The sequence below is a fragment of the Streptomyces camelliae genome, assembly GCF_027625935.1.
Taxonomy (GTDB): Bacteria; Actinomycetota; Actinomycetes; order Streptomycetales; family Streptomycetaceae; genus Streptomyces; species Streptomyces camelliae.
Genome location: NZ_CP115300.1, coordinates 7274419 through 7297975, shown reverse-complemented (window position 1 = coordinate 7297975; position 23557 = coordinate 7274419). Strand labels below are relative to the sequence as shown.

At 71.7% G+C, this 23557-nt stretch carries 19 protein-coding genes; 9 read left to right on the top strand and 10 right to left on the bottom strand.

Annotated elements, in window-relative coordinates; translation table 11 throughout:
- Positions 1–188: 188 nt before the first annotated feature.
- Both O1G22_RS33420 and metH read right to left on the bottom strand, forming a co-directional pair.
- A complete protein-coding gene (locus O1G22_RS33420) occupies positions 189–884 on the bottom strand; it encodes an HAD family hydrolase (RefSeq protein WP_270084720.1) in 696 nt (231 codons plus the stop codon).
- Positions 885–1093: 209 nt separating this feature from the next.
- A complete protein-coding gene (gene metH, locus O1G22_RS33415) occupies positions 1094–4609 on the bottom strand; it encodes a methionine synthase (RefSeq protein ID WP_270084719.1) in 3516 nt (1171 codons plus the stop codon).
- A gap of 340 nt (positions 4610–4949) precedes the next feature.
- Between metH and O1G22_RS33410 the strand changes: the two genes are divergently transcribed.
- From O1G22_RS33410 to O1G22_RS33385, 6 genes are all read left to right on the top strand, one after another.
- Positions 4950–5714 carry an IclR family transcriptional regulator gene (locus O1G22_RS33410; RefSeq protein WP_225098298.1) on the top strand — a complete coding sequence of 255 codons (765 nt, stop codon included), beginning with the start codon at positions 4950–4952 and terminating at the stop codon, positions 5712–5714.
- 346 nt (positions 5715–6060) lie between these two features.
- A complete protein-coding gene (locus tag O1G22_RS33405) occupies positions 6061–6855 on the top strand; it encodes an MIP/aquaporin family protein (RefSeq protein ID WP_270084718.1) in 795 nt (264 codons plus the stop codon).
- A 63-nt stretch (positions 6856–6918) separates the two neighbouring features.
- A complete protein-coding gene (gene glpK, locus O1G22_RS33400) occupies positions 6919–8457 on the top strand; it encodes a glycerol kinase GlpK (protein WP_270084717.1) in 1539 nt (512 codons plus the stop codon).
- Between the two features lie 41 nt (positions 8458–8498).
- Entirely contained in the window at positions 8499–10115 is a 1617-nt protein-coding gene (locus tag O1G22_RS33395) for a glycerol-3-phosphate dehydrogenase/oxidase (protein ID WP_270084716.1), read from the top strand.
- Between the two features lie 108 nt (positions 10116–10223).
- On the top strand, positions 10224–10895 hold the full coding sequence (locus tag O1G22_RS33390) for a FadR/GntR family transcriptional regulator (RefSeq protein WP_270084715.1): 672 nt from the start codon (positions 10224–10226) through the stop codon (positions 10893–10895).
- A 143-nt stretch (positions 10896–11038) separates the two neighbouring features.
- On the top strand, positions 11039–12034 hold the full coding sequence (locus tag O1G22_RS33385) for a PAC2 family protein (RefSeq protein WP_270084714.1): 996 nt from the start codon (positions 11039–11041) through the stop codon (positions 12032–12034).
- A 61-nt stretch (positions 12035–12095) separates the two neighbouring features.
- Here the strand turns inward: O1G22_RS33385 and mshC are convergent, their stop codons facing one another.
- The 6 genes from mshC to O1G22_RS33355 form a co-directional block, all read right to left on the bottom strand.
- Positions 12096–13325: a cysteine--1-D-myo-inosityl 2-amino-2-deoxy-alpha-D-glucopyranoside ligase gene (gene mshC / locus O1G22_RS33380; RefSeq protein ID WP_270084713.1), complete on the bottom strand. Its 1230-nt coding sequence runs from the start codon at positions 13323–13325 to the stop codon at positions 12096–12098.
- Positions 13326–13447: 122 nt separating this feature from the next.
- Entirely contained in the window at positions 13448–14275 is an 828-nt protein-coding gene (locus tag O1G22_RS33375) for an SCO1664 family protein (RefSeq protein WP_270084712.1), read from the bottom strand.
- Positions 14239–14829, bottom strand: a complete 591-nt coding sequence (locus tag O1G22_RS33370; protein ID WP_270084711.1) for a DUF3090 domain-containing protein — start codon at positions 14827–14829, stop codon at positions 14239–14241. The genes O1G22_RS33375 and O1G22_RS33370 overlap by 37 nt, the downstream gene beginning before the upstream one ends.
- A gap of 107 nt (positions 14830–14936) precedes the next feature.
- On the bottom strand, positions 14937–15635 hold the full coding sequence (locus O1G22_RS33365) for a histidine phosphatase family protein (protein ID WP_270084710.1): 699 nt from the start codon (positions 15633–15635) through the stop codon (positions 14937–14939).
- 46 nt (positions 15636–15681) lie between these two features.
- A complete protein-coding gene (locus tag O1G22_RS33360; RefSeq protein ID WP_270084709.1) occupies positions 15682–16470 on the bottom strand; it encodes a ferritin-like domain-containing protein in 789 nt (262 codons plus the stop codon).
- A gap of 231 nt (positions 16471–16701) precedes the next feature.
- A complete protein-coding gene (locus O1G22_RS33355) occupies positions 16702–17757 on the bottom strand; it encodes an LLM class F420-dependent oxidoreductase (RefSeq protein ID WP_225098309.1) in 1056 nt (351 codons plus the stop codon).
- A 136-nt stretch (positions 17758–17893) separates the two neighbouring features.
- Here O1G22_RS33355 and O1G22_RS33350 point away from each other — a divergent pair, with 136 nt between their 5' ends.
- Together O1G22_RS33350 and O1G22_RS33345 are read left to right on the top strand one after the other, a co-directional pair.
- Entirely contained in the window at positions 17894–18877 is a 984-nt protein-coding gene (locus O1G22_RS33350) for an aldo/keto reductase (protein WP_270084708.1), read from the top strand.
- Positions 18874–21450 carry a helix-hairpin-helix domain-containing protein gene (locus O1G22_RS33345; RefSeq protein WP_270084707.1) on the top strand — a complete coding sequence of 859 codons (2577 nt, stop codon included), beginning with the start codon at positions 18874–18876 and terminating at the stop codon, positions 21448–21450. Before O1G22_RS33350 ends, O1G22_RS33345 begins: the two co-directional genes overlap by 4 nt.
- Positions 21451–21543: 93 nt before the next feature.
- Here O1G22_RS33345 and O1G22_RS33340 read toward each other — a convergent pair whose 3' ends face one another.
- Entirely contained in the window at positions 21544–22230 is a 687-nt protein-coding gene (locus tag O1G22_RS33340; RefSeq protein WP_270084706.1) for a hypothetical protein, read from the bottom strand.
- Between the two features lie 47 nt (positions 22231–22277).
- Here O1G22_RS33340 and O1G22_RS33335 point away from each other — a divergent pair, with 47 nt between their 5' ends.
- Positions 22278–22466, top strand: a complete 189-nt coding sequence (locus O1G22_RS33335) for a DUF5703 family protein (RefSeq protein WP_225098313.1) — start codon at positions 22278–22280, stop codon at positions 22464–22466.
- Positions 22467–22577: 111 nt separating this feature from the next.
- On the opposite strand, the gene O1G22_RS33330 is transcribed toward O1G22_RS33335, so the two are convergent.
- On the bottom strand, positions 22578–23453 hold the full coding sequence (locus O1G22_RS33330; protein ID WP_270084705.1) for a chaplin: 876 nt from the start codon (positions 23451–23453) through the stop codon (positions 22578–22580).
- Positions 23454–23557 lie beyond the last annotated feature (104 nt).

The window sequence follows — 23557 nt, the reverse complement described above, 5'->3', positions numbered from 1 at the left end:
ACCAGCACACTCACGCAGGGTTGTCGAGGCCCGCCGGGGTGGGGAACGTCACACTTCCAACTGTGCGGGCAGTCAGTGGAATTCGGCCGCGCGCCCGGCCACGAATTCCACTCGGGTGTACTTCCCCGGAAATATGTCCAGCGCGATCATTGGGATACCCCCCGTGAACAGCTGACGCATTTCCGTCATCAGGCCGCCATCAGGCCCCGCAGAAATGCCAGGTCGACCTCTTCCAGGGAGGTCACCACGGTGCGTCCCGCGGCCGGGGCGATGGGGGCGACGGACGGTACGGCTACCACCCGGCAGCCCGCGGCCTCGGCGGCGGCGACCCCGGTCGTGGTGTCCTCGACGACCGCGCAGCGGGCCGGGTCGGCGCCGAGCCCCGCCGCGGCGAGCAGATACGGGTCCGGGTAGGGCTTGGTGCGCGAGACCTCGTCGCCCGCGATCGACAGGGCGAAGTACTGGGGGCCGAGCATGCCCAGCACACGGTCGATGATGCGCCGGTGGGAGGCCGAGACCAGGGCCGTGGGAACGGCCTGTTCGTGCAGTTCGGCGAGCAGCCGGGCGGCGCCGGGCATGAGCGGCAGGGCGCGGCCGATACGGTCCTCGAAGCCCTCGTTGAGCAGCGTCGTGAGCTCGGCGAGGGTGACGTCGGCACCCGTGGCCTCGATGAGGAACCCGGCGCTGCGGGTCATGGGCCCGCCGACGACGACATGCCGCCAGGACTCGTCCAGGGTGTGGCCGAGGGCGGCGAAGACCTCGACCTCGACGTCCCACCAGAAGCCCTCGGTGTCCACCAGGGTGCCGTCCATGTCCAGGAGCACCGCCTGCAGCGTCGAGCCTTCGGCCGTACGGGTTCCGAGCGCGGGGACCGTGGCTGTCATCCACGCACCTCCTTGGGGGACGAGCAGGCCGGTTCCCGTGCGGGAACCGGCCTGCGGTGGGCCGACAAGTGTACGTCGCATGCGCCCGAAGCGCCTCGTTTATCACTGGAGCGAGGGGGTACCCCGTGAAACACGCGGGCGCAGGCCAGGGGGCCCTTCGGCATGCGCGCGGAGATCCCCCGGCGACCCCCGGCCGAGCCCCGGAGGGCTCAGCGGGCGTTGAAGTACTTCGCCTCCGGGTGGTGGATGACGATCGCGTCCGTGGACTGCTCGGGGTGCAGCTGGAACTCCTCGGACAGGTGGACCCCGATCCGCTCCGGCTGGAGCAGCTCGGCGATCTTCGCGCGGTCCTCCAGGTTCGGGCAGGCGCCGTAGCCGAGCGAGAAGCGGGCGCCCCGGTACTTCAGGGCGAACATGTCCTCGATCTCGGCCGGGTCCTCGCCGGCGAAGCCCAGCTCGCTGCGGACGCGGGCGTGCCAGTACTCGGCGAGCGCCTCCGCCAACTGCACGGACAGGCCGTGCAGTTCGAGGTAGTCACGGTAGGAGTTGGCCTCGAACAGCTTGGCCGTCTCCTCGCCGATGCGGGAGCCGACGGTGACGACCTGGAGGCCGACGACGTCCGTCTCCCCCGACTCCTCCGGGCGGAAGAAGTCGGCCAGGCACAGCCGGCGGCCCCGGCGCTGGCGCGGGAAGGTGAACCGGGTGCGTTCGTTGCCCCGCTCGTCCAGGATGATCAGGTCGTCGTCCTTGGAGACACAGGGGAAGTAGCCGTAGACGACGGCCGCTTCGAGGAGGTTCTCCGTCTGGAGCCGGTCCAGCAGACCGCGCAGCCGCGGGCGTCCCTCGCTCTCCACCAGGTCCTCGTACGACGGTCCCTCGCCGGTGCGGGCCTGCTTGAGCCCCCACTGGCCCTTGAAGAGGGCGCCCTCGTCCAGCCAGCTCGCGTACTCCTTGAGCTGGATGCCCTTGACGATCCGGGTGTCCCAGAACGGCGGGGTCGGCACGGGGTTGTCGGTGGCGACGTCGGAGCGGACGTGGCCCTCCTCGGGCCGCTCCTCGACCTCGACGGCGGCCGCGGCACGCACCCGGCGCTGCTTGAGCTCGGGCAGCTTGGCTCCGGGGACCCCGCGCTTGACGCCGATCAGGGCGTCCATCAGCCGCAGGCCCTCGAAGGCGTCACGGGCGTAGCGGACCTCGCCCTCGTAGAGCTCGTGCAGGTCCTGCTCGACATAGGCGCGGGTCAGGGCGGCGCCACCGAGGATGACCGGGAAGCGTGCGGCCAGGCCGCGCTGGTTCAGCTCCTCCAGGTTCTCCTTCATGATCACCGTGGACTTCACCAGCAGACCGGACATGCCGATCACGTCGGCCCGGTGCTCCTCGGCCGCCTCCAGGATCGCGGAGACGGGCTGCTTGATGCCCAGGTTGACGACGTTGTAGCCGTTGTTGGACAGGATGATGTCGACCAGGTTCTTGCCGATGTCGTGCACGTCGCCGCGCACGGTCGCCAGCACGATGGTGCCCTTGCCCTCGGCGTCCGACTTCTCCATGTGCGGTTCGAGGTAGGCCACGGCAGCCTTCATCACCTCGGCGGACTGCAGCACGAACGGCAGCTGCATCTGGCCGGAGCCGAAGAGTTCACCGACGACCTTCATGCCGTCCAGGAGGGTCTCGTTGACGATGTCCAGAGCCGGACGGTCGACGAGGGCCTCGTCCAGGTCGGCTTCCAGGCCGTTGCGTTCACCGTCGATGATCCTGCGCTTGAGGCGCTCCTCCAGCGGGAGGGCGGCCAGCTCCTCGGCCTTGCCGGCCTTCAGCGACTTGGCGGTGGCGCCCTCGAAGAGCTGCATGAGCTTCTGCAGGGGGTCGTAGCCCTCGCTGCGCCGGTCGTGGATCAGGTCGAGGGCCGTCTGCACCTCTTCCTCGCTGAACCTGGCGATCGGCAGGATCTTCGACGCGTGGACGATCGCCGAGTCCAGGCCCGCCTTGACGCACTCGTCCAGGAAGACGGAGTTGAGCAGGATGCGGGCGGCCGGGTTCAGGCCGAAGGAGATGTTCGACAGGCCGAGGGTGGTCTGGACCTCGGGGTGGCGGCGCTTGAGTTCCCGGATGGCTTCGATGGTGGCGATGCCGTCCTTGCGGGACTCCTCCTGACCGGTACAGATGGTGAAGGTCAGGGTGTCGATGAGGATGTCCGACTCATGGATGCCCCAGTTCCCGGTCAGGTCGGCGATCAGCCGCTCGGCGATCTCCACCTTCTTCTCGGGGGTGCGGGCCTGGCCCTCCTCGTCGATCGTGAGCGCGATCAGCGCGGCACCGTGCTCCTGCGCCAGCTTGGTCACGCGTGCGAAGCGGGACTCCGGGCCGTCGCCGTCCTCGTAGTTCACCGAGTTGATCACGGCGCGGCCGCCGAGCTTCTCCAGGCCGGCCTGGATGACGTCGACCTCGGTGGAGTCCAGCACGATCGGCAGCGTGGACGCGGTCGCGAAGCGCCCGGCCAGCTCCTCCATGTCGGCCACGCCGTCCCGGCCGACGTAGTCCACGCACAGGTCCAGCATGTGCGCGCCCTCGCGGATCTGCTCGCGCGCCATCTCCACACAGTCGTCCCAGCGGGCCTCCAGCATGGCCTCACGGAACTTCTTCGACCCGTTCGCGTTCGTCCGCTCGCCGATCGCCAGGTAGGAGGTGTCCTGACGGAACGGGACGGTCTGGTAGAGCGAGGCCGCGCCCGGCTCGGGGCGCGGGTCGCGCGCGGGCGGGGTCACGCCCTGGACGCGCTCGACCACCTGACGCAGGTGCTCGGGGGTGGTGCCGCAGCAGCCGCCGATCAGGGAGAGGCCGTAGTCCCGTACGAAGTTCTCCTGGGCCTCGGCCAGCCCCTCGGGGCCGAGCGGGAAGTGGGCGCCGTCCTTGGTCAGCACCGGCAGGCCCGCGTTCGGCATGCACAGCAGGGGGATGCGGGAGTGCCGGGTGAGGTAGCGCAGGTGCTCGCTCATCTCGGCCGGGCCCGTCGAGCAGTTCAGGCCGATCATGTCGATGCCCAGCGGCTCCAGTGCCGTCAGGGCCGCGCCGATCTCCGAGCCCAGCAGCATGGTGCCGGTGGTCTCGAAGGCCATGGACACCAGCAGCGGGACGTCCACGCCGAGGCGCTCCATCGCGCGCCGGGCACCCAGCACGGAGGCCTTGGTCTGCAGGAGGTCCTGGGTGGTCTCCACGATCAGGGCGTCGGCGCCGCCCGTCAGCAGGCCCTCGGCGTTCGCCTGGAAGCCGTCCCGGAGGACGGTGTAGCCGATGTGGCCGAGGGTGGGCAGCTTGGTGCCGGGGCCGATGGAGCCGAGGACCCAGCGCCGGCGGCCGTCCCCGGCGAAGAACTCGTCGGCCACCTCGCGGGCGATGCGGGCGCCGGCCTCGGACAGTTCGTGGACGCGGTCGGCGATCTCGTACTCCGCCATCGCCGCGTGGTTGGCGCCGAAGGTGTTGGTTTCGACGCAGTCGACGCCCACCGAGAAGTACGCCTCGTGCACCGAGCGCACGATGTCGGGGCGGGTCAGGTTGAGAATCTCGTTGCAGCCCTCAAGCTGCTGGAAGTCGTCGAGCGTGGGTTCCTGGGCCTGGAGCATGGTGCCCATGGCTCCGTCGGCGACCACCACACGGGTGGCGAGCGCCTCTCGGAGCGCGGACACCCGGGTCCGGCTGTCGGCGGAAGGGGACGGCGGCAACGAGGCCATGAAGGGGCTCCCTAAGTGCGACGGCTGTCGGCTTTGCGGTGTCCCGGTGTACCGGCGGGATGCCGCACGGCGTCAGAGTAACCGGCGGTCGGCTTGGATGGGCAGCGGCGTCCACGAGGCGGACTCGGGTGGCGCTCGCGTCACACTCGGGCCACGTGTGATGTAACAGGTGTCGACCGACCATTAGCGGGAGGTCGGCATGGACCGGTAGTGTTCGACATTGCCGAACGCTGGGTAGCAGGACATGAACACGGTGCCGACGCGGTCGGCACCGGCCGACGGCACGGCGGCGTTCGCCGGAGGTTCGTCGGCAGTCGAAGGGGACGGAGGCAGGACGGCGATGGCACGGAACATCCAGTCGCTCGAACGGGCGGCCGCGATGCTACGGCTGCTCGCGGGTGGCGAGCGCAGGCTGGGCCTGTCGGACATCGCCTCGTCGCTGGGCCTCGCCAAGGGCACGGCCCACGGCATCCTGCGCACCCTCCAGCAGGAGGGTTTCGTCGAGCAGGACGACACCTCCGGGCGCTATCAGCTGGGCGCGGAGCTGCTCCGCCTCGGCACGACCTATCTGGACGTGCACGAACTGCGGGCGCGGGCCCTGGTGTGGACCGACGACCTGGCCCGCTCCAGCGGGGAGAGCGTCTATCTGGGCGTCCTGCACCAGCAGGGCGTGCTGATCGTGCACCACGTCTTCCGGCCCGACGACAGCCGGCAGGTGCTGGAGATCGGCGCCATGCAGCCGCTGCACTCCACGGCGCTGGGCAAGGTGCTCTCGGCGTACGACCCGGTGGCGCACAGCGAGGCGCTGGAGACCGAGCGGAAGGCCTTCACGGACCGCACGGTGTCCGACTGGGACGACTTCGAGCATCTCCTCGACCTCACGCGCGCGCGTGGGTACGCGGCCGACGTGGAGGAGACCTGGGAGGGCGTGGCGTCCATCGCCGCGCCCATCCACGACCGGCGCCGGATGCCCGTGGGTGCGGTCGGTATCACCGGCGCCGTGGAGCGGCTGCGCCCGGACGGCGAGCTGCGGCCCGAGCTGATCGCGGCGGTGCGCGACTGCGCCCGCGCGGTCTCCAGGGACCTGGGCGCGGGACGGTTCTGAGCGCCCGTTCTCCCTACTGGGGGTTGACCGGAACGCCGGGCGGCGTTCCGGTTCTCGCCCTACCCTGAAGTGGACATATCGGACAAGAGCTCACGACTGCACTCGAAGAGTGATAGCTGGATGCGATCAATAACGATCCTGTTTTCGATAACAGAACCCTTGACGCACGCGTAAGGCCGAAGCAAGACTCCCGTCCATCGGTCGGCATTGTCGAACACCTACCGGCAATACGCGCTAGAGTGTGACAACGCCAAGGGCCGGCATCGCTCTCACCCCCGAGGGCGCCTGAACCCCCGGTGGGACCCGGGGTTCGGCCAACCCTGGACGAAGGACAAAGGAGTCGCGGGTGTCCAGCTCCGACATCTTCATCGGCGAGACCATCGGTACCGCCATACTCATCCTGCTCGGCGGCGGCGTCTGCGCGGCCGTCACGCTCAAGGCCTCCAAGGCCCGTAACGCCGGTTGGCTCGCCATCACCTTCGGGTGGGGCTTCGCCGTTCTGACGGCCGTATACATCTCCGGACCCCTCTCCGGTGCGCACCTCAACCCCGCCGTCACCGTCGCCCTTGCCATCAAGAACAGCGACTGGAGCAACGTCCCGGTCTATCTCGCCGGCCAGCTGCTCGGCGCGATGATCGGCGCGGCCCTGGTGTGGGTCGCCTACTACGGCCAGTTCCACGCCCACCTGACCGACAAGGAGATCGTCGGCGGTCCGGGCGCCCAGGACACGGCGGCCAAGGCCGTCGAGGCCCAGGAGACGGGCGCCGGCCCGGTCCTCGGCATCTTCTCCACCGGCCCGGAGATCCGGAACGTGGCGCAGAACCTCGCCACGGAGATCATCGGCACCGTGGTGCTGATCCTCGCGGTCCTCACGCAGGGCCTGAACGACAAGGGCAACGGCCTCGGTGTCCTCGGCGGACTGGTCACCGCGCTCGTGGTGGTGTCGATCGGTCTGTCGCTCGGCGGCCCGACGGGCTACGCGATCAACCCGGCCCGCGACCTGGGCCCGCGCATCGTGCACGCCCTACTGCCGCTGCCCAACAAGGGCGGTTCCGACTGGAGCTACGCCTGGATCCCGGTGGTCGGCCCGCTGATCGGCGCCGCTATCGCCGCAGGCATCTACAACGTCGCCTTCGCCTAGCACACGCCTCGCAGCACGCGCCGTACGTACCGCCCCTCACCACGGATCTTTCAGGAGCACACAGTGACCGACGCCCACACCGCAGGCCCCTTCATCGCCGCGATCGACCAGGGCACCACCTCCTCGCGCTGCATCGTCTTCGACCGGGACGGCCGGATCGTCTCCGTCGACCAGAAGGAGCACGAGCAGATCTTCCCCAAGCCGGGCTGGGTCGAGCACAACGCCAACGAGATCTGGACCAACGTCCAGGAAGTCGTCGCCGGGGCCATCCAGAAGGCCGGCATCACCCGTGACGACATCAAGGCCATCGGCATCACCAACCAGCGCGAGACGACCGTGCTGTGGGACAAGAACACCGGTGAGCCCGTCCACAACGCCCTTGTCTGGCAGGACACCCGCACCGACGCGCTCTGCCGGGAGCTGGGCCGCAACGTCGGCCAGGACCGCTTCCGCCGCGAGACCGGCCTGCCGCTCGCGTCGTACTTCTCCGGTCCGAAGGCCCGCTGGCTGCTCGACAACGTCGAGGGGCTGCGGGAGCGCGCCGAGGCGGGCGACATCCTCTTCGGCACCATGGACACCTGGGTCATCTGGAACCTGACCGGTGGTGTCAACGGCGGCAAGCACGTCACCGACGTCACCAACGCCTCCCGCACCCTTCTCATGAACCTGCACACGACGCAGTGGGACGAGAAGATCGCCGAGTCGATCGGCGTGCCGCTGCAGATCCTGCCCGAGATCCGCTCCTCCGCCGAGGTCTACGGCGAGATCAAGGGCGGCAAGCTCGGCGAGCTGCTCGGCGGCATCCCGGTCGCCTCCGCGCTCGGCGACCAGCAGGCGGCCCTGTTCGGCCAGTGCTGCTTCGCCGAGGGCGAGACCAAGTCGACCTACGGCACCGGCACCTTCATGGTGATGAACACCGGCGACAAGATCATCAACTCCTACGCCGGTCTGCTGACCACGGTCGGCTACAAGATCGGCGAGCAGCCGACGGTCTACGCCCTGGAGGGCTCGATCGCCGTCACCGGCTCGCTGGTCCAGTGGATGCGCGACCAGATGGGCCTCATCTCCACCGCCGCCGAGATCGAGACGCTCGCGCTCTCGGTCGAGGACAACGGCGGCGCCTACTTCGTGCCGGCCTTCTCGGGCCTGTTCGCCCCGCACTGGCGTTCCGACGCCCGCGGTGTGATCGCCGGTCTCACCCGGTACGTCACCAAGGCGCACCTCGCGCGCGCCGTCCTGGAGGCCACCGCGTGGCAGACCCGGGAGATCGCCGACGCCATGGTCAAGGACTCCGGCGATGAACTGGTGGCGCTCAAGGTGGACGGTGGCATGACCGCCAACAATCTGCTGATGCAGACGCTCGCCGACGTCCTGGACGCGCCCGTGGTGCGCCCGATGGTCGCGGAGACCACCTGCCTCGGCGCCGCCTACGCCGCCGGCCTGGCCGTCGGCTTCTGGTCCAGCACCGACGAACTGCGCGCCAACTGGCGCCGGGCCGCCGAATGGACCCCCCGCATGGACGCGGAGACCCGCGACCGTGAGTACAAGAACTGGCTCAAGGCCGTCGACCGGACCATGGGCTGGATCGAGGACGAGGACTGAGCTGCCCCCACGACAGCTCTGACGAGGAGTAAGTACCCGACATGACCAGTCAGTCCACCCTGAGTTCCGTGCCTGCCCTGGGGACGCACCCGGCCTCCGGCTCCAACCCGAGCCGGGCCGAGACCAGGGAGCAGCTCTCCAAGGCGTCGTACGACCTTCTGGTGATCGGCGGCGGCATCCTGGGCATCTCCACCGCCTGGCACGCCGCGCAGTCCGGCCTGAGGGTGGCGCTGGTCGACTCCGGCGACTTCGCCGGTGCCACCTCCTCCGCCTCCTCCAAGCTGCTCCACGGCGGTCTGCGCTACCTGCAGACCGGCGCGGTGAAGCTGGTGGCGGAGAACCACTTCGAGCGCCGTGCGGTCTCCCGTCAGGTGGCCCCCCACCTGGCGAACCCGCTCACCTTCTACCTCCCCGTGTACAAGGGCGGGCCGCACGGCGCGGCGAAGCTCGGCGCGGGCGTCTTCGCCTACTCCGCGCTCTCCGCGTTCGGCGACGGCGTCGGCCACCTGCTCTCCCCCGCCAAGGCGGCGCAGGACGTGCCCGAGCTGCGTACCGAGAACCTCAAGGCCGTGGCCGTGTACGGCGACGACCAGATGAACGACGCGCGCATGGCGCTGATGACGGTCCGCGCGGCCGTCGAGGCGGGTGCGGTCGTCCTCAACCACGCCGAGGTCACCGGCCTGCGCTGCACCCAGGGCCGGGTGACGGGCGCCGACCTGAAGGACCGCCTGTCCGGCGAGGAGTTCGGCGTCAACGCCCGCCTGGTGCTGAACGCGACCGGCCCGTGGGTCGACCACCTGCGCAGGATGGAGGACCCGAACGCGGCCCCGTCCATCCGTCTGTCCAAGGGCGCGCACCTGGTCCTCAAGCGCACCTCCCCGTGGAAGGCCGCGCTGGCGACCCCGATCGACAAGTACCGGATCACCTTCGCCCTCCCCTGGGAGGACATGCTGCTGCTCGGCACCACCGACGAGGAGTACGAGGGCGACCCGGCGGACGTCGCGGTCAACGACAAGGACATAGCCCAGATCCTGGACGAGGCCGCGTTCTCCGTCCGGGACCAGCAGCTCCAGCGCGACCTGATCACCTACGCCTTCGCCGGTCTGCGGGTGCTGCCGGGCGGCCCCGGTGACACCGCCAAGGCCAAGCGCGAGACCGTGGTGACCGAGGGCAAGGGCGGCATGCTGTCCGTCGCCGGCGGCAAGTGGACCACCTTCCGGCACATCGGCCGTACGGTCATGCAGAAGCTGGAGGCGCTGCCGGGTCACCCGCTCGGCGACGACTTCGAGCCGATCTCCTCGCTGCCGAAGAAGCTCCCGCTGCCCGGCGTCGCCAACCCCCGCGCGGTCGCGCACCGGCTGCTGGTGGACCACCCGGCCCCGGGCCCGCGCATGGCGGCGGACACCGCGAAGCACCTGGCCACCCACTACGGCTCCCTGGCCTTCGACATCGCCCGCCTGGCGAACGAGAACCCGGAGCTCGCCGAGCGCGTCCACCCGGACGCCCCGGAGATCTGGGCGCAGGTCGTCTGGGCCCGCGACCACGAGTGGGCCGAGACGGCGGACGACGTGCTGCGCCGCCGTACGACGCTGACGATCCGGGGCCTGGCCACGGACGAGGTCCGCGCGAAGGTCCAGGACGTGCTCGACAAGAAGTGACCCTGGCAGGGCAGAGGGGCGGTTCCACTCCGGTGGGGCCGCCCCTGTCGCGTACTGTGCTGAGACATCCGATGTCCGGGGCAGGGCGCGGGCGACAGGAGGCCGGTCATGGCAGTCACCGACGAGGCGATCGAGAAGATCAAGGACATGATCGTCTCCGGTGCGCTGCGGCCCGGCGACCGGCTGCCCAAGGAGAGCGAACTCGCCGCCGCGCTGGGGCTGTCGCGCAACTCGCTGCGGGAGGCCGTACGGGCCCTGTCGCTGATCCGGATCCTGGACGTGCGCCAGGGCGACGGCACCTATGTCACCAGCCTGGACCCGCAGTTGCTGCTGGAGGCGATGAGCTTCGTCGTCGACTTCCACCGCGACGACACCGTGCTGGAGTTCCTCGCGGTGCGCCGCATCCTGGAGCCGGCCGCGACGGCGATGGCCGCGTCCCGGATCAGTGAGCAGCAACTCGACGCCCTGTCGGCCCGGTTGGACGCGCTGGGCGCCGAGCCCTCGGTGGAGGAACTGGTCGCCGCCGACCTGGAGTTCCACGGCGGCATCGCACGGGCCGCCGGCAACTCGGTGCTGTGCTCGCTGCTGGACAGCCTGTCCGGCCCGACCACCCGGGCCCGGATCTGGCGGGGCCTGACCCAGGAGGACGCCGTCGGCCGCACCCTGCGCGAGCACCGGGCGATCCTGGCCGCCCTGCGCGACCGCGACGCGGAGACGGCCCGTTCCTGGGCGACCGTGCACATCGCGAGTGTGGAGCAGTGGCTGCGCAGCACGCTGTGAGGTCCCGGCGAACCAGGGGTGTTCCGCACTGACGATCGGGGCAGTGATCCGTTCACTCCCCCGTGCAAGGGGGCTGCGGGCGCCCCCGCCGGACGCCGTAAGGTTGGTGAGTCAAGCGAGGGCACGTCGGAAGGAGGCACTGGGTGATCGAGCTGGAGGGGGTTCCCGAGCTGATCGACCCAGTCATGGTGGCCGCGTTCGAGGGCTGGAACGATGCCGGTGACGCCGCCTCCACGGCGGTCGCGCATCTGGAACGCGAGTTCAAGGGCGAGGTGTTCGCGGCGCTGGACGCCGAGGACTACTACGACTTCCAGGTGAACCGTCCCACGGTGTTCATGGACGGCGGCGTGCGCAAGATCACATGGCCGACGACCCGGCTGTCGGTGGTCCGCGTCGGCGGCGAGAAGCCGCGCGACCTGGTGCTGGTCCGCGGCATCGAACCGTCCATGCGCTGGCGCTCGTTCTGCAACGAACTGCTGGGCTTCGCGCACGAACTGGGCGTGGAGCTGGTGGTCATCCTGGGCGCCCTGCTCGGTGACACCCCGCACACGCGTCCGGTGCCGGTCAGCGGGGTCACGTCCGACCCGGACCTGGCCCAGCGGATGGACCTGGAGGAGACCAAGTACGAGGGCCCGACGGGCATCGTCGGCGTCCTGCAGGAGGCGTGCACGCACGCGGGCGTCCCGGCGGTGTCGCTGTGGGCGGCCGTACCGCACTACGTCTCCCAGCCGCCCAACCCCAAGGCCACGCTGGCGCTGCTCAACCGGCTGGAGGACCTGCTGGACCTGCGCATCCCGCAGGGCGAGCTGCCCGAGGACGCGCGCGCCTGGCAGGTGGGCGTGGACCAGCTGGCCGCCGAGGACAGCGAGGTCGCCGAGTACGTGCAGACGCTGGAGGAGGCCCGGGACACCGCGGAGCTGCCGGAGGCGTCGGGCGAGGCGATCGCCCGCGAGTTCGAGCGGTACCTACGGCGCCGGGACGTGAACCCGCCGGGCGGCCACGCCACGGCGGACGGCACGGACACGGGCTCGTGGCTGCGGGACAACCCCAGCGGGAAGAGCAGGCCGCCGAAGCCGCCGAAGCCCGATGCCGATGCCTCCGGCGGAGAGGCCGACGACGAGGGCGACTCGGAGGACTGAGCAGCAGAAGGGGCGGTACGCGCGATGCGTACCGCCCCTTCGACGTCTACCGGAGCCGAAGCTACAGCGCCACGCCCAGCAGCGCGTCCACCGCCCGCGTCACCAGGCCGGGAGCACCCGTGTCCGTGCCGCCCTCCCGCTCCTGCCGCTCCGCCCAGCGGTCCACGGCGGCCAGCGCGGCCGGCGCGTCGAGGTCGTTCGCGAGGGCCTCGCGGATCTCCTCCACCAGGGCGTCGGCGGACGGGCCGTCGGGACGGGAGACCGCGGCGCGCCAGCGGCCGAGGCGGGCCACGGCGTCCTGGAGGACCTGGTCGGTCCACTCCCAGTCGGCGCGGTAGTGGTGGGACAGGAGGGCCAGCCGGATGGCGGCGGGGTCCACGCCGTCGCGGCGCAGCTGCGAGACGAAGACCAGGTTGCCCTTGGACTTGGACATCTTCTCGCCGTGCAGGCCGACCATGCCGGCGTGGACGTACGCCTTGGCCATGGGGAACTCGCCCGTGAGCACCTGGGCGTGCGAGGCGCCCATCTCGTGGTGCGGGAAGGCCAGGTCGGAGCCGCCGCCCTGGATGTCGAAGCCCATCCCCAGGTGGTCGAGGGCGATGGCCACGCACTCGATGTGCCAGCCGGGCCGGCCCCGGCCGAGGGAGCCGCCGTCCCAGCTGGGCTCGCCCTCGCGGGCCGCCATCCACAGCATCGGGTCGACCGGGTTCTTCTTGCCCGGACGGTCCGGGTCGCCGCCGCGCTCGGCGGACAGCAGCCGCATCGCGGCCGCGTCGAGGTTCGAGACCTTGCCGAAGTCCGGGTCGGACTCGACGGAGAAGTAGATGTCGCCGTCCAGCTCGTAGGCCGCGCCGAGTTCGCGCAGTCGCTCCACGAGCGGGACGATGCCGGGTATCGCCTCGACGGCGCCTATGTAGTGCCGGGGCGGGAGCAGCCGCAGGGCGGTCATGTCCTCGCGGAAGAGGGCCGTCTCCTTCTCGGCGAGGGCGACCCAGTCGATGCCGTCCCGCTCGGCCCGCTCCAGCAGCGGATCGTCGACGTCGGTGACGTTCTGGACGTAGTGGACCTGCCGCTTGGTGTCGAGCCACACGCGCTGGACGAGGTCGAACGCGTTGTAGGTCGCCGCGTGCCCCATGTGGGTCGCGTCGTACGGGGTGATGCCGCAGACGTAGATACGGGCGACGGGACCGGGGTCGAGGGTGACCGGACCGCCGGTCGCGGTGTCGTGGATCCTCAGGTCGCGGCCCTGACCAGGCAGGGCGGGGACCTCGGAAGCGGGCCAGGCATGCATGTACATGAGCCTAACCGGCCACGAGCTGCGTATACGAATGGGATCGCGTCAGATGGCCGGTTAGACGGTCTTGTACATCGTCGCCGGATGTGCTTGCCCGGAGCCCGGGGTGCCCGTCGGCGTCACACGGGCGGCCAGGGGATCGCGGGCCACTCCCCGCTCGGCTCCGGATGCACCCCTGTGGTGAGCAGATCCTCCACACGCGCGCGTGTGGCGTCGATCTCGGCCTCGGTGATCAGTCCGGTCAGCCGCTCGCCCAGCGGGCCCGCGAGGCCCTCCCGCAGGCCTCCCAGGACGTCGACGGCCTCGGGGGTCAGCGGTTCCCCGGCCCAGCCCCACAGCAGGGTGCGCAGCTTGTTCTCGACGTTGAAGGTGACGCCGTGGTCGATGCCGTAGAGGCGGCCGCCGGTGGTGGGCAGCAGGTGACCGCCCTTGCGGTCGGCGTTGTTGATCACCGCGTCGATGACGGCGAGCCGGCGCAGCCGCTCGTCGTCGGCGTGCACGAGCAGCGCCGTGCGCCCCTCGCCGACATCGGCGAGGCCGATCGCCTTCCAGCCCGGCTCCGGCTCCTCGGCGTCGACCAGGGCCAGCAGCTCCGTCTCGGCCTGGACGTCGATCCACAGCTGGCACATGCCCTCGCCGTACGGCCCGTCGCGCAGCACGGTCGGCGGGACGAGCCCCCAGCCGGTGGCCTCGGAGACCTCGTAGGCGGCCACCTCGCGGCCCGCCAGGGTGCCGTCGGGGAAGTCCCACAGCGGGCGCTCGCCGGCCACCGGCTTGTACACGCAGGAGGCTTCCCGGCCGTCGAGAGCGACCGTGCAGAACAGCGCGGCGTTCGACGCCTCGCGGATCCGGCCGCGCACGGTCAGCTCACCGCTCGCGAGCAGCTCCGCGTCGGCCGTGCCGGAGGCCGTCACGCTCCCCGGCGGTATCCGTTCTGGCGCGGACATACGTGTCCTTCCGGATCGAGCGGGAGGCTGCACAGCGGACACGGCGGCCGCCCGGCGTTGACGACGTCGAGAGCGCGCTTGGCGAAGGCCCTGGCCTGCGCGCCGGTCAGCCGGACCCGCAGCATCGGGGGCCCGTTCTCCTCGTCCTGGAGCAGTCGCTCCTCGGCCTCGGCGAGGTCCTCCTCGGTGTCGGCGTCCAGCTCCACGAGGGCCTGCGCCTCGACGATCATGCGCTGTTCCTCGCCGTCCCAGGCCAGCGCCATGGTGCCGACGCGGAACTCCTCCTCGACGGGGGTGTCCAGCGGGCCGGTGTCGGCGATCTCGGCGGGCGCGACGGCGGGGACGGCCGCGCTGCCGCCACTGCGTCGCACGACCTCGTCGAGCAGTTCGTCCATGCGCTCGGCGAGGGCGGCGACCTGGGTCTTCTCCAGTGCCACGCTGGTCACCCGGGAGCCTGACGTGGCCTGGAGGAAGAACGTACGGCGCCCGGGCAGTCCGACCGTGCCGGCCACGAAGCGGTCCGGCGGGTCGTAGAGGAACACCTGACGGGACACGTCCTGTCTCCATTGGATTCGAGAGCTTCAGCGGTGCCGGCCACGCGGGTACGCGACTGCGGTGGATCCGACTGCGGTGGATCGCTTCACCCTACTGCGGCCGACGATCACGGTGCGCCCGCACCGCCCCCGACCGGTGCGTCGCCCTCTCCGGTGTCCCCGGCCGGTTCCTCGCGCGGGACGAGGGAGGCGAAGTCCCCGGTGTCGCCGAGCCGGATCAGGAAGGGCCTGAGACGGGTGTAGCGGATCGCGGTGACGGAACAGGGCTCCACGGAGATCCGCTGGAAGAGGTCGAGATGAAGTCCGAGGGCGTCGGCGACCAGCGACTTGATGATGTCACCGTGCGAGCACATCAGGTAGACGGCGTCGGCGCCGTGCTCGCGCTCCACGCGCGCGTTCCACTCGCGTACGGCCTCGGCGGCGCGGGTCTGCATGGCCCGCAGGGACTCGCCGCCGGGGAAGGCGGCGGCCGACGGGTGGGCCTGGACGACCTCCATCAGCGGCTCGTCCTTCAGCTCGGCGAGCTTGCGGCCGGACCAGTCGCCGTAGTGGCACTCCCCGATCCGCTCGTCGGTGTGGAGGCGCAGCTCAGGGCGGGCCTCCAGCAGCGGCCGCAGGGTCTCCTGACAGCGTTGCAGGGGGCTCGTGACGACCTCGGAGAGGGGCAGGCCCGCGAGCCGTGCGGGCAGTGCGGCGGCCTGCGCGGCACCCCGCTCGTCCAGGGCGACGCCCGGTGTCCAGCCGGCGAGCACGCCAGAGGTGTTGGCAGTGGACCGTCCGTGCCTTACGAGGATCAGCGTGGGCATGCCGCCCAGGGTAGGCGTAACCGCAGGTGCACCGCTGAGCGGGAGGTCACGCGAACTCGGGGGCCGGGGTGGCGGGCCCACCGAGGGCGTCACGGCGCTCGGGCATGCGCAGATCGGCCATGCGGTGCCAGCCGGCGAGGCGTTCGTAGGCGTACACCGCGTGGATGCCGGCTGCGAGCAGCACGGACTTGGCCCGGGACCAGCCCAGGATGCGGCCCATGTGGGCCATCACGGCGAGGCTGACGTCCCGGTGGACGGCGATCTCGGCGAGCGCGTACGCGCGCAGCGTCCGCTGGATCAGCCGGCCGTGCCCGGCTGCGGCGAACCGCAGCAGTTCCTCGTGGGTGTAGGCGAGGTGGTTGTCCTCGTCGGCGGAGATCATCCGGACGGCCCGGCCGACCTCCGGGTGGCCGGCGAAGTACCGGAGGAGCAGCTCCATCTGTTCGGAGGCGCGCTGTTCGGTGACCCTGCTGTGCGAGAGGTACACGATGAGGTCCCGCTCGCCGAGCGGCTCGTCACGCCGGAGCCGGTCGTGGGCGAGACCGATGCCGCGCCGCTCCAGGAGCATCGTGTAGTCGGTCTCGGGCGGTACGGCGACGGGGGTGAGCCCGCGCCTTCTCAGCAGGGCGTGGAAGATGCGTCCGTGCTTGTCCTCGTCGGCACCGTGGCGTGCGATCTTCGGGGCGAGCGCGTGTTCCCCCGGCGGTACGAGTGCGGCGATCCGGCCGTTCTCCCAGCCGCCCTGGGACTCGCCGCCGGCGGCGATGGAGCAGAAGAGCCGGAAGGACTCGTCGTGGTCGAGGATCTCCTGGAACAGACTCCTGGCCGAAAGCATCGACGCCACCTCTCCGCAAAAAGCAAGATTCCGCAGCATTCGCGACATTCCGCAAAGGACGAGTCAAATACGGGCGGAGAGGGGCCGCAACACGGGCGCCCGAGGACTCGGCCGAAAGAAGGAACGCCGGGGTCGTAACCGTGTGGCGCCTGGCGCGTTGTTCCCCGTGACGGCCGTGGCGGGGAAGACCCCCGAGCCCCCACCACGGCCGCGGAATCCTCTGCGAGAGCCTTACGCCAGCCCGGCGCGCTCCAGGGCCTCGCTGCCGGCCCGCAGGGAGGCGAGCCGTTCCTCCAGGGTGAAGCCGGCCGGGGCGAGGCTGAGGGTGGTGACCCCGGCGTCCGCGTAGGCCTTCATCCGGTCGGCGATCCGGTCGACGGAGCCCAGCAGTGTCGTCTTGTCGATGAGGTCCTGCGGAACCGCCGCGGCGGCACCCGCCTTGTCCCCGGACAGGTACTTCTCCTGGATCTCGGCGGCCTCCTTCTCGTACCCCATGCGCCGCGCGAGCTGGTTGTAGAAGTTCTGCTTGGCGCTGCCCATGCCGCCCACGTACAGCGCGGTGTAGGGCCGGAAGGTGTCGGCGAGCCGGGCCACGTCCTTGTCTTCGCCGACGGCCAGCGGCAGCGTCGGGCAGACGTCGAACCCCTCAAGGCTCTTGCCGGCCTTCTCACGCCCCGCGCGCAGGTGCGTGATCGTGGTCTCCTCCAGGTGCTCGGCGGAGGGGAAGATCAGCAGGGCGCCGTCGGCGATCTCGCCGGTCTGCTCCAGGTTCTTCGGGCCGATCGCGGCGATGTACAGCGGGATGTGCTCGCGCTGCGGGTGCACGGTCAGCTTGATCGGCTTGCCCGGGCCGCCCGGCAGCGGCAGCGTCCAGTGCTCGCCCTCGTACGTCAGCCGCTCCCGCGTCATCGCCCTGCGCACGATCTCCACGTACTCACGCGTGCGTGCCAGCGGCTTGTCGAACCTGACGCCGTACCAGCCCTCGGAGACCTGCGGGCCGGAGACGCCGAGGCCGAGCCGGAAGCGCCCGCCGGAGAGCGAGTCGAGCGTCGCGGCGGTCATCGCGGTCATCGCGGGCTGCCGGGCCGGGATCTGGAAGATGGCCGAGCCGACGTCGATGCGCTCGGTCTGGGCGGCGACCCAGCTGAGCACGGTGGCCGCGTCGGAGCCGTACGCCTCGGCGGCCCAGCACACGGAGAACCCCAGCCGGTCGGCCTCCTGGGCCACGGCCAGATTGTCCCCGTCCATTCCGGCACCCCAGTAGCCGAGGTTGATCCCGAGCTGCATGCCCGATCCCCTTACCCGTGAGTAACGTCCCTGTGGGGCGACCTTAGCGCGGGGGTGGGCCGCGTGTCCCCGAGCTGGTCCGTCGAGTTATCCACAGGCCACCCACGGCGCAGTTCTGGCCAGTAATCTCGCCCGCATGGAGCAGAGGCATCTCGGCCGTACGGGCCTGCGCGTGTCACGCATCGGTCTGGGCACCCTCACCTGGGGCAGGGACACCGACCAGCACGACGCCGCAGACATGCTGAAGGCGTTCTGGGAAGCCGGCGGATCGCTCGTCGACACCGCGGACGTGTACGGCGACGGGGAGGCCGAGTACCTGCTCGGACAGCTCATGGACGGGCTCGTCCCGCGGCGGGACCTCGTGATCTCGACCAAGGCCGGCAGCGTCCCCGACCCCGACCGCCGCGTCGACGGCTCCCGCGGCCATCTGCTCGCCGCGCTGGACGCCTCCCTCGCCCGCCTGGGCACGGACTACGTCGACCTGTGGCACGTGCACGCGTACGACCCCGGCACCCCGCTGGAGGAGACGCTCCAGGCCCTCGACATAGCGGTGAGCAGCGGCCGCGCCCGCTACGCCGGAGTCTCCAACTTCTGCGGCTGGCAGCTGGCCAAGGCCGCCACCTGGCAGCTCGCGGCGCCCGGTACCCGGACCCGGCTGGCCAGCACGCAGCTGGAGTACTCGCTGCTCCAGCGCGGTGTCGAGCGCGAGGTGCTGCCCGCCGCGCTCGACCTCGGCGTCGGCCTGCTGCCTTCCTCCCCGCTCGGCCGGGGCGTGCTGACCGGTAAGTACCGGCACACCACTCCCCCGGACTCGCGCGGCGCCTCCGAGCATCTGGCGCCCTTCGTCGAGCCGTACCTGGACGACACCGCGACGCGCATCGTGGACGCGGTGACGACGGCCGCCGACGGGCTCGCCGTCACTCCGCTCCAGGTGGCCCTCGCCTGGGTCCGGGACCGGCCCGGCGTGGCCGCACCGATCGTCGGCGCGCGCAACGCGCAGCAGCTCACGGCGGCATTGTCAGTGGAGGCCCTTAGTCTTCCTGACGAGATCTGCCGGGCGCTGGACGATGTGTCGGCGCCCGTGCACCGCTATCCCGATCACGACTGGAGCACGCTGTGAGCACGGAGCCGGAGACCACGGAGAAGGCCGAGCCGGGGACACCGGACACCCCCGAGGCCCCGGGCGAGGACACCGCGCCCGCGCCGGAGGGGAGCCGTGCGGGACGCACCGGTGCGGGCGGGGGCGAGGACGCCGGTGCGAGCGACGCCGAGGCCGGGGGCAGCGTGGGTGCAGGCGGAGCCCAGGGTGACACCGGCTCCGGCGACGACGGGGGCGAGGCCGACGCGAACGGCAGCGCGGGGGCGAGCGGAGCCGAGGGCAGCACCGGCACGGACGCCGGCGAGGACGCCGGCAGCGACGGCGGGGCCGAAGACACGGGCACGAGCAGGGCCGAGGGCAACACCTCCAGGGACGGCAGCGCGGGTGCGACCGGCGACGACGCTGCTGGAGGCGCGAGCGCGGCCGAAGGTGAGAGCGGCGCGGACGCCGGCGCAGGCTCGGACGGTGGCGAAGCCGAGGCCGAGAGCGACGCCGACGCACGCGCGGACGGTGGCGACGCCGAGGCCGAGGGCGACGCCGGCGGGGAGGGGACCCAGCTGTCCGAGGCGGAGGCCGAGTTGGCTGCGCAGCGGGTGGAGCGGGAGCGGATCGAGCGGCGCAAGGCCGAGAGGAAGGGTCCGCTGGAGAGCGGCGCCAAGCTCAGCGGCAAGGCGGCCGACCTGCTCGCGGCGGTCCGGGCCGTGGAGAGTGGCGCGAAACCGACGGCCACGGCGTTCGCCGAGCCCGCGCCGGCTCCGCGCCGCCCGGCTCCGGAGCCGGTGCACCGACCACAGCCCACCCCTGCCCCGGCCCTCGCAGCCGTGGTGCCCGGCGCTCCCGCGCCGGAGACGGTCGAGGCCGTCCGCCGGGTGCTGACGGAGGGCGGCGCGCCCGAGGCCCTCGCCTCCCAGGTGGCGGCGGCACTCGGCGAGGGCGCCGACCGTGCCCTCCGGGAGGACCCCTGGCAGCTGCTGCGCATCGCGGGCGTACGGCCGGACCAGGCCGACGGCTTCGCGCGGGCGCTGCTCGGCGCCGGATGCCGGCCGGAGGACGAGCGGCGGGGCCGTGCGGTGACCGTCTGGCTGCTGGAGCAGGCCGCCCTGGCGGGGCACACCGCGCTGGAGCTGCCCACGCTCACCACGGCGCTGGGCCGGCAGGGCGTGCCCGACCCGGACACAGCGGTGCAGAACGCGCTCGCCGAGGGCGAGGCCCTGGCCTTCCAGGACGCCCTGGAGGACCCCGCGGGCGCTGCTCCCCGGGCGACGGAAGAAGGCGCCGAGGAAGACGACGAGGAGCGGCCGGTCCGCGTCCTCGTCGGCCTGGAGCGCTGGGCCCTGGCCGAGGAGAGCCTGGCCGACGGTCTGGCCCGGCTCGTCAACTCCCTCTCCACGGAGGCCGAGGAGGCCTGGCGGGCAGCCGCCGACACGGTCTCCGGCGGTGCCGCCGAGCTGGCCCGCGCGGTCGCCGGGCACGGCCTGGTCCTGCACACCGGCGCGGAGGCGGCCCGCGCCGAACCGGCCGCGCTGCTCGACGCCGCCCGCGCCGCCGGCCTGCGGGCCTTCGCCGTCTGCCACACACCCGACGGCCGCCGTCGCCTGGCCACGCTGCAGGGCGCGAGCGGGGACGCGGAGGCGGCGGAGCGCGGCGTGGGTACCGTCGCCGGGCTGCTGGCCGGTGCCGAAGGCCCCGGCCGGGATGCGGACGGAGCCCTGGCGCTGGATCTGCTGATCGTCATGGACGCGCCGCAGCTCGATGTGGAGAGCGCCGCGATGCTGGTGGAGTCGCTGCCGGACGGGGCCCGGCTGGTGCTCAGCGGCGACCCCGCGGTGCTGTGGTCGGCCGGTCCGGGCCGGGTCTTCGCCGATCTGCTCGCCGCCCGCACCTGCCCGCAGATCGCCTCCCGCAGGCCCGACCCCGGCCCGATCGGCGAGCTGGTCTCGGGCATCGGCATCGGCGAGCTGAACCAGGTCCACGCCCCCGGCAAGGAGATCGTCATCGTCCCGGTGCGGGACGCGGGCGAGGCGGTGCACCGGACGGTCCAGCTGGTCGCGGACTCGGTGCCGCGTGCGATCGGGATCCCGGCCGACCAGACCGTGGTGATCACCCCGGGGCACGGCGGCGCCGCGGGCACCCGCGCGCTCAACGCCGTCCTGAAGGAGCGCCTCAACCCCGGCCCCGGCCGCTTCGGCGGCTTCGACCCCGGCGACCGGATCGCCTACGCCGCCGCTCCGGGTCGTACGGTGCCGGGCGTGGTGGTGAAGGCCGACGCCGACGGACTGCACCTGTCCTGCGCCGGCGCCCCCGTGGTCGTACCCCGTGAGCGGGTGGAGGGGGCCGTACGGCACGGCTGGGCGCTCACCGCGCACCAGGCGGTGGGCATCCGCTGGCCGGCGGCGGTCGTGGTGCTGCCCGGCGACGCGGCGCAGGCGCTCAGCAGACCGTGGGTGTACACGGCGTTCGGCCGGGCGGAGCGGCATCTGTCCGTGGTCCACGGAGTGGAGCAGGCCCTGCCGAAGGCGGTGGCGGAGACCCTGGCCAAGCCCCGCACGACCCGCCTGCAGACACTGCTGCGGACGCAGGCGCCGAGCGAGTAGGTCTTTCTCGCCGCGTCAAGGAGAGAAAGCCACGACGGCGGATCCCGGCGGTGCCGTACCGGCCTCAGGCCCCTACAGCACCGCCGGTTCCGCTCACTTCCTGGTGTCCAGCGGCTCCAGATCCCCGTCCTCGTCCTCGACGAATTCGAGATCCTCGTCCTCGCCGTCTTCCTCGTCGTCGAACATCGCGCTGACGTCGAACCGGCACACCACCCCTTGCGGGTCGATGTGATCGAACGGTGTCTCCAGCCACTCCCCGGCCTCGGGGGGCTCCTCCGCCGCGGTGACCCAGAGCGTGGAGTCGCCCTCCTCCAGGCCGAACTCCTTGTGCCGGGAGGCGATCTCGTCCGGTTCGAACTCGCCGAAGAGAACGCCCAGCGCCCCGGGGACCGTACCGGCGGCGCCCTCGGCCGAGCCGCCGGTCTCGTCGTACTCCGCCGCCTCGACCCGCTGGGCCTGCGCGAGCAGCCGCTGGGGTTCCGCGACGGCGTAGTCGCGGCGGATCAGCACGCTGATCGCGTTCGGTTCCTCGGGGCCCGCGTACGGCGGCAGCTCTTCCGCACCGGGGATCTCGAAGGGCGTGACCTCGTCGTAACGGTCGTAGAGCAGCTCGTCGTACACCTCGGCGGCCGCGGCCAGCTGGTTGAACGCCTCGGAGACGGCCGGGTCGTCGTCCCCCGACCTGCGTTCGACCGCCGCCAGATGACGGTCGAGCGCGGTCTTGACCGCCTCGGCGGCCGCACGTACCTCGGCAGCGGTGGGCTGCGCAGCATCAGACATAGTGCAGACGCTATCCGTACCGGGCCCCAGCCCGCACAATAGATGCGATGCCGGAATACGAATTTGTCGACGTGTACGTACCTCGCGGGATCTCCCGCAAGGAGGCCACACGTCTGCTGACGGACCATGCCGAGTACGGACACTGGGAGTTGGACCGACTGAGCCTGATGCGCGATGGCAGCCGCAGGGTGCGGTTGCGCCGGCGGATCATCCGCCAGGTGCGAGCCACGTGGTGAGGCGGGAAAGATGAACGGAGCGGGCCCGGCCGGCATGGCAGGGCCCGCTCCGTTCACCAGGCCGTACGGCCCACAGTGCCGTACGGGCCGGTCCGTACCCGTCGTCGGCCCCTAGGCCGCGGCCCGCGCCTTGCGGTACAGCACCGCGCCCGCGATGAGCGCGCCGGCGCCGACCGGGAGCACGAGGCCGAGCGGCACATCGCTGCCGGTGTGGGCGAGCTGGGCCGTGGTCGGGAGCTGGGCGTCACGGCCGCCCTGCGGGCCGACCTGCGTGGACCCGTGGGGCCCGTGGGTTCCCGGGGTCCCCTGCGGCCCGTGTCCGCCCTTGCCGGGCGGGGTGGTCGGACCTCCCGGGTGGCCCGGCTGCCCGGGGTGACCCGGATGTCCGGGCTGCCCCGGCGGGTTGCCGTGGCCGCCACCGCCAGGCGGGTTTCCAGAGCCCCCACCGGGCGGGGTGCCCTGACCGCCCCCGGGCGGGTTCCCGTTCCCGCCCCCCGGCGGCTGGGTCTGGTGCCCGCCCCCGCCGTTGGCGCAGTCGTTGCCCGTGGCGGTGTTGCCCACACCGATGACGTTCACGCTGTTTCCGCAGACGTTCACCGGGGCGTCGATCGGCACCTGCACGGTGTTGCCGGAGCCGACGCCCGGCGAGCCGCCGGTGTGACCGCCCGCGTGTGAGCCACCAGAGCCACCAGAGCCCCCTGAACCTCCGGAGCCGCCGTAGCCGCCCTGGTCCCCGGACGCACCGCCGTGGTTGGCGCATTTGTTGCCCACCGCCGGATTGAGCAGTCCGACGACGTTCACGGTGTTGCCGCAGATGTTCACCGGCGCGTGCACCGGCGCCTGCACCGTGTTGCCGGACAGTACGCCGGGTGAGCCGGCGGCGGTGCCGGTCGCGCCGGCGTCCGCGTGGGCGTAGCCGCTCGCGGCGGCGATCACTCCGGTCGCGGCGGCCATCGTCATCAGGCCTTTGCGTGTGCTGTGTCGCATGCTGATTCCCCCCTGCCTTCGCTTCTCTTCGCTGCTTTTCGCTTCGTTTTCGGAACGAAAAGGCCGGTCGGCCCCGGAGCGCATGGAGCGCGCTCCGGGGCCGA

Bases quoted from the DNA above. Each gene is read 5' to 3' on its own strand.
- O1G22_RS33420 (WP_270084720.1), bottom strand. From the start codon at position 884: ATGACAGCCACGGTCCCCGCGCTCGGAACCCGTACGGCCGAAGGCTCG.
- metH (WP_270084719.1), bottom strand. From the start codon at position 4,609: ATGGCCTCGTTGCCGCCGTCCCCTTCCGCCGACAGCCGGACCCGGGTG.
- O1G22_RS33410 (WP_225098298.1), top strand. From the start codon at position 4,950: ATGGCACGGAACATCCAGTCGCTCGAACGGGCGGCCGCGATGCTACGG.
- O1G22_RS33395 (WP_270084716.1), top strand. From the start codon at position 8,499: ATGACCAGTCAGTCCACCCTGAGTTCCGTGCCTGCCCTGGGGACGCAC.
- O1G22_RS33390 (WP_270084715.1), top strand. From the start codon at position 10,224: ATGGCAGTCACCGACGAGGCGATCGAGAAGATCAAGGACATGATCGTC.
- mshC (WP_270084713.1), bottom strand. From the start codon at position 13,325: ATGCATGCCTGGCCCGCTTCCGAGGTCCCCGCCCTGCCTGGTCAGGGC.
- O1G22_RS33375 (WP_270084712.1), bottom strand. From the start codon at position 14,275: ATGTCCGCGCCAGAACGGATACCGCCGGGGAGCGTGACGGCCTCCGGC.
- O1G22_RS33365 (WP_270084710.1), bottom strand. From the start codon at position 15,635: ATGCCCACGCTGATCCTCGTAAGGCACGGACGGTCCACTGCCAACACC.
- O1G22_RS33360 (WP_270084709.1), bottom strand. From the start codon at position 16,470: ATGCTTTCGGCCAGGAGTCTGTTCCAGGAGATCCTCGACCACGACGAG.
- O1G22_RS33355 (WP_225098309.1), bottom strand. From the start codon at position 17,757: ATGCAGCTCGGGATCAACCTCGGCTACTGGGGTGCCGGAATGGACGGG.
- O1G22_RS33350 (WP_270084708.1), top strand. From the start codon at position 17,894: ATGGAGCAGAGGCATCTCGGCCGTACGGGCCTGCGCGTGTCACGCATC.
- O1G22_RS33340 (WP_270084706.1), bottom strand. From the start codon at position 22,230: ATGTCTGATGCTGCGCAGCCCACCGCTGCCGAGGTACGTGCGGCCGCC.
- O1G22_RS33335 (WP_225098313.1), top strand. From the start codon at position 22,278: ATGCCGGAATACGAATTTGTCGACGTGTACGTACCTCGCGGGATCTCC.
- O1G22_RS33330 (WP_270084705.1), bottom strand. From the start codon at position 23,453: ATGCGACACAGCACACGCAAAGGCCTGATGACGATGGCCGCCGCGACC.